Genomic DNA, 11,977 nt, shown 5'->3' with positions numbered 1-11,977 from the left:
TCCAATGGGTTCTGGGTTTCAAAAACCTGGAACGCAGAGGTCACAGAGATTCTGGAGGACGCAGAGAACGGCCTGGGCATGCTGTTCGGGGAGATGGCACCTTCTCAGTGGATGGGGCTGAGGTTCTAAACCGAGTGCGGTCAAGCTGCTCCTCTGTGTTCTCTGCTGTGCTCTGTGTCTTCTGCGTTCCGCTTCTCGTCCCCTCGAATTCCCCTGAGATCCTTAAATTTCCGCGCCACTCGTGACTTCCATCATGGTCGGGAGGGGCGGGAACTCAGTACGGTAGGCCTGGGGTTCCTTGTGGACGATCCGCTGATTCCGCTCTTTCGCACGCCCATCTACACCGAGAAGGCCCGCTGCCAGGACTGCTACAAGTGTGTGCGGGCCTGCCCGGTCAAGGCCATCAAGGTGGTGGAGGACAGCGCCACGGTGATGGCGGAGCGGTGCGTGTACTGCGGCACCTGCGTGAATGTCTGCCCTGTGGGCGCCAAGAAAGTCCGCGATGATCTGGAGCTGGCCCGGCGCCTGCTGCGGCGCAAGGAGCGGGTGGTGCTGAGCCTGGCGCCCTCCTTCGTGACGGAGTTCCCGGGCCTGGAACCGCGCCAACTCATCCATGCCCTCCGGAATCTTGGTTTCTGGGCTGTGTCGGAAACGGCCCTGGGCGCCCAGGCGGTGTCCTCGGCCTGCGCCTTGGCCCTGGAAAAGGGCGGACCTGGCGTCCATGTGTCCACGGCCTGCCCCACGGTGGTGGAGCTGATCCGCCGCTACCACGTGGAGCAGCTGCCCCTGCTCACGCCTCTGCTCTCACCGCTGCTGGCGCACTGCAAGCTGCTGCGCCAGGAGTACGGCGAGGACATCGGCATCGTGTTCGTGGGCCCCTGCATCGCCAAGAAGCTGGAGGCGGACGGCCGACCCGATCTGCTGAACCTGGCCCTCACCTTCGCCGACCTGCACCGCTGGTTGGAGGAGGAAGGCGTTGATCCCGCAGCCTGTGAACCCACGGAGCTGGATCGCTTCCAACCCACGCTGGCCCGGGATGGGGCGCTCTATCCGGCCGATGGTGGCATGACCCGCAGCATCGCGCAGCGGGGCCGACCCGAGGGCGTCACCTTCATGGCCTTCTCTGGCATCCACTCCTTGCAGGGGGCCCTGGCGGGTTTGAAGGAGATCCCGGATCAGAAGCTCTTCCTGGAACTGCTGGCCTGCGAAGGGGGCTGCGTCAATGGCCCGCAGGTGCGGCGCACCTGCGGCACAGCCCTGAAGTGGATGCAGGTGATGGGCTATGCCGCGGGCACTGGTGAATCAGTGCCAACAGCAGTGCCAGCGCTGGAGCTGGACCTTCGCGCCGAGGCCACCGCCGATCCCGTGGTGCACGTGGCCTACGATGCCGAGCGCATCCAGGGCGCTCTGCGGCGGGTAGGCAAGACGCTGCCCGAGGATGAGCTCAACTGCGGCGGCTGCGGCTACGACACCTGCCGCAATCTGGCCGAGGCCCTGCTGGAGGAGCGGGCCGAGCCCAACATGTGCGTGTCCTACATGCGCAAGCTCGCCATGAACAAGGCCAACACATTGATCCGCTCCATGCCCGCGGGAGTCGTGCTGGTGGACGAAAACCTGCACGTCATCGAGTGCAACCGGCGATTTGCGGAAACCCTGGGCGGCGACACGCCGGATGTCTTTGACGTGAAGCCGGGCCTGGGCGGTGCCGACCTGGGCCGCCTGGCGCCGGAGCTCAAGGGCTTCTTCGCCCGGGGCCTCGAAAAGGAGGTGTCGGCCCTGCGGCGCGAGGTGCAGGTGGGCGACCGCATTCTCCGCCTCACGGTGTTCACCATCGAGGCGGGGCGCCTGGTGGGTGGCGTGCTGCAGGACATCACCGAGCCCGCCGTGCAGCGGGAGCAGGTGCTCCAGCAGGCTCAGGAGGTCATCCGGAAGAACGTGGCCACGGTGCAGAAGATCGCCTTCCTGCTGGGCGAGAACGCCGCGGAAACGGAGATGATGCTGGAATCGCTATCGTCGTCGTTCCGAAACACACCCTCCCCCCTGGGCGGACCAGCGTCCTCCGAGGATGCCCGCCGTGGGAACTAGCCGTTCCTGCTTCATCGAGGTGGACCACGCCCAGGAGCGGAAGGCCTCCCAGGCCGCCTGCGGCGATGTGTTCCTTTCTCAGAAGCTGGAGGAAGGCGATCGGGTGGTCTCCGTGCTGGCCGATGGTCTGGGCAGTGGCATCAAGGCTTCGGTGCTGGCCCAGCTCACGGCCACCATGGCCGCCCGCTACGCCGCCGAGAACGCCGACATCACCCGTGCTGCGGCCACCATCCTCGAAACGCTGCCGGTGTGCAGCGAGCGCCAAATCGCCTATTCCACCTTTACCATCGTGGATGTGGAAGCACGCGGGGAGACCCGCGTGGTGGAGTACGACAATCCACCCTTCCTGTTGATCCGGGGCGGAGAGGTGGTGGCCGTGCCCAAGGAGGAGCGGCGGCTGCCCACGGCGGATGGGCGGGAGGCGCTCCTGCGCGAGGCACGCTTCACGGCCCAGCCGGGGGACCGCATCGTGATCTGCTCAGATGGTGTGACCCAGGCCAGGGCGGGAATTTCGGGCAGTGGGCCTTCGAGGCTGGGCTGGGGGCAGCAGGCCCTATCCGCCTACCTGAAGGAGCTGCTCCAGGGCAGTCCAGGGCTCTCCGCCCGGCAGCTGGCGCGGCAGGTGGTGGTGAAAGCCCTGGCGCTGGATGGTCAGAGGGCCAAGGACGACATCACCTGCGGGGTGATCTACCTGCGTGTGCCCCGGGAGGTGCTGGTGCTCACGGGGGCGCCGGTGGACACCGCCAGGGACGCGATGTTGGCCCAGCGGGCCCGTGCCTTCCAAGGCCGGAAGATCATTTGCGGGGGCACCACCGCCCGGATCCTCAGCCGTGAGCTGGGGCTGTCCTTGCTGAGCCGACCGGGGCAACTGGGGGGAACCCTGCCACCGGAATCGCAGATGCAGGGCTTCGACCTGGTGACCGAAGGCGCCCTCACCCTGGCCGCGGTCATCCGCCTGCTGGAAGCACAGGAAGTTCCTGAGCGGTTCCAGCCCAGCCCCGCCACGCGCCTTGCGGAGGCCCTGGTGGACAGCGATGTCATCCACGTTCTGGCGGGAACCCGCATCAATGAGGCCATGCAGGATCCCACCTTGCCGCTGGAGCTGGACATCCGTCGCAACTTGCTCCAGCGGCTTCAGAGGGTGCTTCAGGAGACCTATCTGAAGGAAGTTCGGGTGAGTTTCCTTTGAGCGAATTGGCTCAGAAGGTGAAGCCCGCGCCAAGGGTGAAGGAGCGTCCTGCGGACAGCGGGATCAGCGTGTTCACGGTCTTGTTCGGATAATCCGGGTAGTAGATGGCGGAACCCAGCAGGTTGTCGGCATCCAGGGTCAACTTGATGGCGTTCTTTCCGATGGTCCAGGGCGTCCAGCTGAGCCGGGCGGTGATCCACTGGAAGGCCTCGGCGGCATGGTTCACGTTGAGGCTGCCAGGATTCACCAGCGTGGTGGGTTTGGGAGCCCCGGAATAGTTGTCGAAAATGCCCAGACTCCAATCCTCGCTCTGGTAGATGGCGCCGAGCTTGACCATGGTGTTGGGGTGCAGCGCCGCGTCCTTCAGACCGGCGGGATTCTCGTTGGTCTGATAGCTGGCGGAGCCGGTGACCATGAAACCCCGCGAGAGGCTCAGTTTCCCTTCCAGCTCGAAGCCGCTGTATTTCCATGAATCGCCGTTGAAGTACTTGAGGTAGATGGGCGGCAGCCCCGGCGGGGGCGTGGCAAAGGGCAGCACCTTGCGGATGATGGTGTCGTCCGTCTTGCTGGAGTAATAGGTGAGGGTGAGGCCCGCGGTCTTGCCCTGGTAGAACACCTGAACTTCGGTGGTGCTGATGAGTTCGGGCTTCAACTCAAGGTTGCCGCGGAAGAGCGGGTGGTTGAAGCCGGTCTCCAGCGGGTAGCCCTTGCGGAAGGCGGTGCTGTAGAGCGCCTTCCCGCCGAACTCGGGCGTGAAGTCCACCACCACGCCCAGGCGCGGCGAGGCTTTGCCATGGATGTTCTCCAGCTTGTTGTACTGCACGCCGCCAATCAGTTTCACGGCTTTGATGCGGTAGTCCAGCTGGGTGTAGAGGAAGCTGGAGGTCTGATCGCCCAGCACCAGCAGGCCCGTGCCATTCCAGCTGGCCTTCTCACCGCCGGCACCGAACACGATGTTGAACCCCTCGAAGGGCCGCACCTGGAGGGTGCCCTCGTACAACAGCGCATTGGCGCTGGTTTCCACGGGATTGGTCACGGGCTCCGTGGACCAGTTCATCTTGTTGTAGGTGACATTCGCACCCAGGGTGACGAGGCTGTTCAGCTCCTTGGAGTAGCCCAGATCCATCTGGGACAAGACCTGCCGCTGGTAGTTGGCGGGATCCCAATCCTCGGAGCCGCCATTCAGGGCGTAGGTCTGAAAGGAGCCCTGGTAGGCGTTGAGGGTGAAGCCCTGGTAGGAAAGGTTGGTGAGAACGCCGGTGGTGCGGCGATCGAAGGGATGCTCGTTGTGGTGGCCGTCGTAGTCGGTGAAGGCGTACTCAGGGCCCTTGTCCCGGTAGGTGCTGGCGGAGACCATGCCCTGGAAACCGCCATCCCGGAACGTCACATGATCCTGCTGCCCGAGGCCGCCATAGGCGCCGCCACTCAGGGTCACGGAACCGCCCAACCCGCTTTCCTTGGTGTTGCGGGTGACGAGGTTCACCACGGCCGAATAGGCGCAGGAACCATAGAGCACCGAGCCAGGGCCCCGGATGATCTCGAGGTGATCCAAAGCCGCCAGGGGCACGGCATTCCAGATGGCGCCGTTCAGGCCGCCGGAAATGGGATCCCGCAGGGGCCGTCCGTTGAGCAGCACCAGGATGTGGTTGTTGTAGGGGGTATTCTCCTGGCCGCGCACGACCACACTCTGATTGCTGAACACGTCGGGTGACAGGAAAGCCGTGCCCACCACCCGGCTCATGACCTCACCCAGGCTCTTGGCGGCAAAGCCCTCCAGCTCCGCACGGCTGATGACGGTGACGATGCCCGGGGCCTGGGCGACAGATTCCGCCTTCTTCGAGGCGACACTGACGGGGGTATTGAGCAGATCCAGCAGCTCCTGATCGATCTTCTGCTGATCTGTGGGGGATTGGGCGCCGAGGGGAAGCCCGAGGGCAAGAAGGAGGGAAAGCCGCGAAGGTTTCATGATGACTCCTGGAAATGAATGCACCTATCGCGTGAGCATGTCTGCCACGCGGGTCCTTGAGTCGAATCTGTGTGATGCGTCTGTGTCTGAGCAGCCTATCGGTCCCAGGCTCCGCCAACTCAAATCCAGACACGCCTTTCCCGATTTGATGGATTCAAATCGATTCCAGAGTCATGAACAGGCAGCCAAAAAAAGGCCCTGGCTGAGCCAGGGCCTCCGCTTGTGGTGATCCGAGCGATCAGTGCCCGCAGAGTTCCTTTTCCAGCTTGGTCACGTCGAGGGTGCCCAGGCCGGAGGCGGGATTGTAGTTCGGGCCGGCCTCCCAGTAGAGGTTGGTGCCGGTGGTGATGGCATTGAAGGGGCTCTTGGGGCCGTAGCCGCGCTTCGCGAAGATGGCGTAGAGCTGCGGATTCAGGAAGCCCAGACGGCCGCCCGCGGACTGGCTGAGCAGGGCGGCGATGCCATTGAGCTGCGGGGCCACGAAGCTGGTGCCGCCGCCGCCCGCCGAGAAGGCGCCCTGGAAATAGGTCAGGTAGCCTGTTTCGGGATCTGCGTTCAGGGACACGTCGGGCACATTGCGGCCCACGTAGCCCGCGGGCAGGGCCACCAGTACTTCGGCGCCGCTGGTGTCAGGGGTGGTCGGGGTGTAATTCGGGTAGAAATACAGGGTGGAGAAGTCGGCGGTGCTGGTGCGGCGTCCCGCGACGCCCATCTGCCAGGAGGGGGCGGGGAAGTTGAGGCTCACGCCGCCGCCGCCGCCCACAGGGAAGAGGTAGTGGTCGTAGGTGTACTGACCGTAGTAGGTGACGTAGTAATCCTTGAAGTAGTCCCAGCCCCAGGGCCGTTCCTGCGGCACGACGATGTTGCCGTGGCGGAGCTTCAGCGTGAAGGGCAGGGTGGTGCCGCCGGCGGCGGTGACGTAGGGGTCGGCCGCGGGATGGTTCGCGGAATTCAGCGCCGAGTATTCAGGTGTCTGCAGGGAGCGGTTGATGTCGAAGGCGCCGGAATCGCCCGACGAGGCGAAGACGGGAATGCCCTGGGCCGCGGCCTGCATGAAGACCTGCTGATAGGCCGTGAGGGTGTCGCCATCGAGGAAAAGCTCATCGGTGCCCCAGCTGCAGGAGAGGGTGTCCACCTTGTTGTCGGAGATGGCCTTGTAGAAGAGATCCAGGAAGCCGGATTCGGTGTTGGGCGCTTCATAGACGAGGATCTTGGCCTTGGGGGCGATGCCGCCAGCCTGTTCCACGTCCAGGGTGGTTTCGTCCGCGCCCTTGGTGCCGGCGCCGCCATCCACGGGGATCTCCTTGATGCGATCCTGGGCCACGTCTAGGCCCACGGCCTTCCAGTAGGCGTAGGCATCGGCCTGATCGAAGGTCGCCAGGGTGGCGATGCCCAGCGTCTTGCCGCGGCCGGTGATGTTGCGCTTGTAGAGCGGGTTGATGTTGTAGAGGTTGGCGGCATCGCCCACGGTGAAGTTGCCGGGGACGCCGGTGGCGACCGCCCCATTGGGCAGGATCACGTCTGGTGCCGGTTCGCCCAGAGAGGGGTTTTCCACCTGGGGGGTGCGGCGGGAGTGGGGAACCAGAGCCGGGGCGGTGTTCAGGCCCGTCACCATGAGCACGATGTCTTTGATTTCCTTGGGTACGCAAGGCTTGCGGGAGGCCTCCTGGAACCAGTGGCCGCGCTCATCGCGGTAGGAGCGGATCTCCGTATTCAGCAGGGCGTTGAACTGCGACGTGGTGCCCGTGGCGCGGATGACCATGTGGCTGTCATAGACTTCGTTGACCGTGATGCCGTTCTTCCGCATGAAATGCAGCACCGTGCCCAGTTCCCAATCCCGCGGTCCGAAGGCCTCTGCGAACTCGCGAGTGGACAGGAATTCGCGGTAGCGCCAGCTGTGGGGATCCACGCTCCGGGCGATGAAGCGTTCCAGATCCTGGGTGTTCCGCAGCTTGAAGATGAGGGAAACGGTCTGGGGCACTTCCGCGGCCACAGCGGTGGTTGGAGCGGCCTGGGCCAGAAGGGGCAGGCCCCCGGCGGCGAGCAGGGAAAGGGTGAGGCCCGCTGCGAACAGGGGGTGACGAGAACGCATGGCGAACTCCTTTGGTTGGGCTCGGTTGCCGAGCCATCGACGCCTTGAGGTGTAAGGGGGGCTAGACCCACTTTTCACGATCCGCGCATTTCCGTCAACGCTTTCAGATGTTAAAAAACATTAAGATTGCGGGACTGGAGCGATAACTTACCGGATAGGGGCATCGCTTTTCTCCCTCGCCCCGAAGTCGACTAGGGGCGATTATTCGTCCAGCATCTTCATGGCCTGGGTGAGGCTCTTCTTCATGCGGGTGAAGGCCTGGCTCAGGCGCCCGATTTCGTCGCTGCCGAAGGCCGGGAATTCGGTGTCATCCATCTTGCCCATGCTGACCTCCTCGGCGATGAGGGCCAGCTGGGTCACGGGACGGACCACCATGTACCAGAGCATCAGGTTGAGGGCTGTGAAGATGAGAAGAAACACGGCGCCCAGCGACAGCATGAAGGTGCGGAAGGCCTGGTCGGCCTTCTTCAAAGGCAGGGCCGTGGGCACCGACACCACCTGGGCGCCGATGATCTCGTTGAGCTTCCACCCGAAGCCGTTGGCGCTTCCGTATTTCTCCAGCAGCGTTTTGGGAGCGGCATCCACGGTGCTGTGGCAGGCGAGGCAGGCGGCGCTCTTGATTTGAATGGGGTGGGCCAGGTAGAGGGAGCGGCCCGTGGGTGTATCGCGTTCGCCGATGATCTCGCTCTGGTCGGGGTATTGGCGGAAGCGGTTCACCAGGTCGGCTTCCCAGTCGTTGGCGCGATTCCGCAGGTTGGTGGGGTTCAGGGTGGCTTCCTTGTAGGCGAAATCCGGGAACTTCGCCCGCATGGCGTTGAACTGCTCTGCCGCGCCATAGGCCGGCACCGATTGGGGCAGGAATTCGTACTTCATCTGAGTCTGCAGCAGCGGCGCCACCTGATTGGTGGTGTAGGCGCGCGAGGCCAGTGAGGCCTCCATGATCAGGCGGGCATTCTGCACGATCTCGTCCTGGGCGTTCCGTTGCAACAAGGCGCGCGAAGCGTAGGCCGCCGCGGCGAACCCGAGCACGAAGACCGCCAGGAAGATGAGGTTGAACTTGACGATGAGCTTCATGAGCTTCCCTTGGTGGCGCGATCTTTCAGACGGTTGGCAAAGCGGCGGAGCAGGGCGCCGCGCTCACTTGGAAAGGCACGGACCCAGCGATCAGCCTCTTCGGAACTCAGGGGCCGCTCGCCTTCGGGCTCCACCTTCTTGCCGCTGAATTTCCCGAAGCGCGAAGGCAGCGTGTCCAGAAAGGGCCGAGGAATCGCGGCCCGGAAGGTCGCTGTAGGCCGGTTGAGAATGTTCAGCGTATGGTCGGCCTTGAATTCCGCGAATTCGCCAGCCTTTCGCGGCTCCCAACGAAGGCCTGATCTTCCCCCAGCGGAGGGAATCAGCTCTCCGGCTTCCACGAAGCATTCTGTGGCGGAATCCTCGCGCCGCAACACGAAGGCGCCGCTCTTTGGGTGGAGGGAGAGAGAGGAGCTCAGCACCCGGAGCAGGCCCGCACTGGCGGGCCCGGACACTTTCACCCAGCCCAAATGGAGCAGGAGCTCTCCGGGTTTCCCGGCACCTTGGGGGCGCGCCGACAGATAGGTGGAGGTGGCGGGTCCCAGCCCCAGGGCGGAGCCATCCGGGAACTCGATCTGCACATGGGTGCGGGCTTCGGTCTCCAGAATGTCGGCAGCGGCCAGGGCCATGCCCTCTTTCAGAGGATGGAGGTTTGCGCCTCGTACCAACCAGGCCTTGCCATCCACGATGGTGGCGATCCCTGCGGGCTCGCCCGCGCGCGCCTGCAGAGCCAGGAGGCCGATCGCGAAGACGGTCAAGGGAAGCAAGCTGCGCATGGGGTCGGATACCGGGGGGAGGTTGTCGTTACAACCTTACCCTCGAACCCGCCTGAAGGCCATCCACGGCGCGGGTCTGCCGCACCCGCGAACCCGTTGCCGGAGACATCCTCTGCTAGAGTCGGGTGTCACCAAAGCCCAGCGAAAGGAGCCCGGCCGTCCATGCTTCCCAGCCTTCCTCCCGGGCACACCCTCCACGAGTACCGCTTCGACAAGCTGCTGGGTGTCGGGGGCTTCGGATTCACGTATCTCGCCACCGATCTGAACCTCCACCTGCCGGTGGCCATCAAGGAATACCTGCCTTCCAGCATCGCCCACCGGGATGCAGAGCTGGCCGTGCATCCCATGAAGGAAGAAGACAGGCCCACCTTCGACTGGGGGCTGGCCCGCTTCCTGGATGAGGCCCGCACCCTGGCGGCCTTCCACCATCCGCACATCGTCCGCGTCATGCGCTACTTCCAGGCCCATGCCACTGCCTACATGGTGATGGAATTCGTGGACGGGGCGCCGCTTCCGGATTGGCTGCTGCAGCGGCGCCCCTTGCCCCAGGCCGGGATGGTGAAGTTGCTCCGCGCCCTGGCCGAAGGGTTGGATGCCATCCACCGGGGCGGCTATCTGCACCGCGACATCAAGCCCTGCAACATCTACCTCCGGAAGGACGACAGCCCCGTGTTGCTGGATTTCGGCGCCGCGCGCTCCACCGCGGGTGGGAAGGGGCACACGGCCATTCTCAGCTTCGGGTATGCGCCCATCGAGCAGTACAGCGAATCCAGCGTGCAGGGGCCCTGGACCGATCTCTATGCGCTGGGCGGTGTCATGTACTGGTTGCTGACGGGGAAGCGCCCGGTCGATGCCACTGCGCGTGTCCGCGATGATCCGCATGTGCCTGCGCTTCAGGCGGGCGACCGGTCGGCCTATTCGCCCGAATTCCTCGCCCTCATCGATTGGATGCTGATGATGGACGAGCGTCAGCGGCCCCAGTCCGCCGGAGCGCTGATGGCCCGTCTCGATGGGCTGTCGGAGCCTGTGCCCTCTGCCACATCGGCCGTCACCAGCCGGGACATTCCCACCTTCATCCCCAGTCCCCATCCGGACTCCACGCCAGTGAGCGCGGAGCATCTGAGAGATCTCGAAAGCGAGCTGGCCCGGCACATCGGCCCCCTTGCTTCGCTCCTGGTGAAGAAGGCCACCAAAAAGCACACCACCTTCGATGCGCTGCTGGAGGCCGTGGCCACGGAGATCCAGGACGAAACGGAGCGATCTGGCTTCCTCCGGAAAGTGCGGGGCAGCACCCAGCCGCCTTCCACACCCCCCTCTTCGCCACCGTCCTCGCCATCTGGCCAGCCCGGCGGTGGTCAATCAGGCCCCGTGTCCTTCGATGGGATGCTGCTGGAGCGCCTGGAAACCCTGCTGACCCACCACATCGGCGTGGTGGCCCAGGTGGTGGTCCGGCGGGCGGCCCGGCAGGCCCGGGACGAGCAGGAACTGCGCCTCCTGGTGGCCGAGAAGATCGAAGACCCCGGGGAACGCCGGGCCTTCCTGAAACGCGCGCTGGCCACATCCGGGCGGCATACCTCCTCCTGAGCGGTCTGGCTTCAGAGCGATCTGGGCGGCTACGCTTCACCCATGGATGCCTTCTTCACGTACCACCCCATCGGTTTTGTCCGCACCCCCTATGCGCGGCGCATCGACGCCCCCCATCAGCCCACGGTGGTGGAAGGCACCGAGACCGGCAGCCCGGCCGAGGCCACCCTGGAACTGGATGACGCCCTGCCGGAAACGGTGCTGCGTGATCTCGAGGGCTTCGCCCGCATCTGGCTCATCTTCGCCTTCCACCTCAGCGAGGGCTGGGCGCCCCTGGTGCAGCCGCCGCGGGGCCCGAAGGCCAAGCGGGGCGTGCTCGCCACCCGATCGCCCCACCGGCCCAATGCCATCGGCCTTTCCGCCGTAGAGCTGGTGGCGGTGGAGGGTCGAACCCTGCGGTTGCGGGGCGTGGATCTGCTGGATGGCACGCCGGTGCTCGATCTCAAACCCTACGTGCCCTACGCGGATGCCTTTCCGGGGATTGCCGCCGGGTGGATCGACGCGGTCGATGCGGCCACGGGGGCGCACTCCGCGCCGGGTCCCCGAAAGCCGAGGAGGCCAGCGGAATCCTCTTGACGCAGGGCCAGCGGAGGCGCACCTTTCGACCATCCCCCGCAACGGATGTCCCGACACCCAGGAGTCGTCATGGTCCAGGTTTCCCTGCTGCATCTTTGGATTCCCATCCTCCTCTCGGCGGTGTGCGTCTTCGCCGCCAGCAGCCTCATCCACATGGTGGTGAAATGGCACGCCTCGGATTACAACGGCCTGTCCAATGAGGACGAAGTCCGCGCCGCCATCCGCAAGGGCAGTCCGGCCCCTGGCCAGTACGTGCTGCCGCGCTGCGCCGACATGAAGGATATGGAGAAGCCCGAGATGCGGGCGAAGTACGAGGAGGGCCCGGTGGCCTTCGTGGTGGTGGCCCCCAATGGCGCGCCAGCCGTTGGCGCCGCCCTGGGCAAATGGTTCGTCTTTTCGGTGCTGGTGGCCTTCACCGCCGCCTACCTGGCCAGCCGCACGCTGTCCCCGGGCACCCACTACCTCCAGGTGTTCCGTGTGGTCGGTACCACTTCGTTCCTGGCCTACGGGTTCGGCAGCATCCCCCAGGCCATCTGGATGGGCAAGCCCTGGAGCAGCGCCATCAAGGATCTGGCCGATTCGCTGATCTACGGTCTGCTCAGCGGCGGCGTCTTCGGCTGGCTCTGGCCGCGCTAGGT

9 protein-coding genes are annotated in these 11,977 nt (G+C 64.9%); 5 read left to right on the top strand and 4 right to left on the bottom strand.

Translation table 11 applies throughout. The annotated features are described in order from the left end of the window. Positions 1–300: 300 nt before the first annotated feature. The gene (locus Q9293_RS15045) at positions 301–2,085 is read left to right on the top strand and encodes a [Fe-Fe] hydrogenase large subunit C-terminal domain-containing protein (RefSeq protein ID WP_306247953.1); all 1,785 of its coding nucleotides are present in this window, start codon (positions 301–303) and stop codon (positions 2,083–2,085) included. Next, positions 2,075–3,274 carry a PP2C family protein-serine/threonine phosphatase gene (locus tag Q9293_RS15040; protein WP_306247951.1) on the top strand — a complete coding sequence of 400 codons (1,200 nt, stop codon included), beginning with the start codon at positions 2,075–2,077 and terminating at the stop codon, positions 3,272–3,274. The genes Q9293_RS15045 and Q9293_RS15040 overlap by 11 nt, the downstream gene beginning before the upstream one ends. 10 nt (positions 3,275–3,284) lie before the next feature. Here Q9293_RS15040 and Q9293_RS15035 read toward each other — a convergent pair whose 3' ends face one another. The 4 genes from Q9293_RS15035 to Q9293_RS15020 all read right to left on the bottom strand — a co-directional run bounded on the left by Q9293_RS15035 (position 3,285) and on the right by Q9293_RS15020 (position 9,179). Beyond that, a complete protein-coding gene (locus tag Q9293_RS15035; RefSeq protein ID WP_306247949.1) occupies positions 3,285–5,240 on the bottom strand; it encodes a TonB-dependent siderophore receptor in 1,956 nt (651 codons plus the stop codon). Between the two features lie 238 nt (positions 5,241–5,478). Continuing rightward, positions 5,479–7,332 (bottom strand): protease pro-enzyme activation domain-containing protein, encoded by a 1,854-nt coding sequence (locus tag Q9293_RS15030; protein WP_306247947.1) that lies wholly within the window; start codon positions 7,330–7,332, stop codon positions 5,479–5,481. A gap of 201 nt (positions 7,333–7,533) precedes the next feature. Continuing rightward, complete coding sequence (locus tag Q9293_RS15025) at positions 7,534–8,406, bottom strand: DUF3365 domain-containing protein (protein WP_306247944.1); 873 nt, start codon at positions 8,404–8,406, stop codon at positions 7,534–7,536. Beyond that, positions 8,403–9,179: a FecR domain-containing protein gene (locus Q9293_RS15020; RefSeq protein ID WP_306247942.1), complete on the bottom strand. Its 777-nt coding sequence runs from the start codon at positions 9,177–9,179 to the stop codon at positions 8,403–8,405. Before Q9293_RS15020 ends, Q9293_RS15025 begins: the two co-directional genes overlap by 4 nt. A 162-nt stretch (positions 9,180–9,341) precedes the next feature. Here Q9293_RS15020 and Q9293_RS15015 point away from each other — a divergent pair, with 162 nt between their 5' ends. From Q9293_RS15015 to Q9293_RS15005, 3 genes are all read left to right on the top strand, one after another. Then, positions 9,342–10,763: a serine/threonine-protein kinase gene (locus Q9293_RS15015; RefSeq protein ID WP_306247940.1), complete on the top strand. Its 1,422-nt coding sequence runs from the start codon at positions 9,342–9,344 to the stop codon at positions 10,761–10,763. Between the two features lie 42 nt (positions 10,764–10,805). Then, positions 10,806–11,339, top strand: coding sequence for a tRNA (N6-threonylcarbamoyladenosine(37)-N6)-methyltransferase TrmO (gene tsaA, locus Q9293_RS15010; RefSeq protein WP_306247937.1), 534 nt, complete (start codon positions 10,806–10,808; stop codon positions 11,337–11,339). Positions 11,340–11,408: 69 nt separating this feature from the next. Beyond that, on the top strand, positions 11,409–11,975 hold the full coding sequence (locus Q9293_RS15005; protein ID WP_306247935.1) for a hypothetical protein: 567 nt from the start codon (positions 11,409–11,411) through the stop codon (positions 11,973–11,975). Positions 11,976–11,977 lie beyond the last annotated feature (2 nt).

The sequence above is a fragment of the Geothrix sp. PMB-07 genome, from assembly GCF_030758935.1.
Lineage (GTDB): Bacteria > Acidobacteriota > Holophagae > Holophagales > Holophagaceae > Geothrix.
Note: the sequence above shows the minus strand (reverse complement) of the source record. Positions and strands in the feature narration are given on the sequence as shown.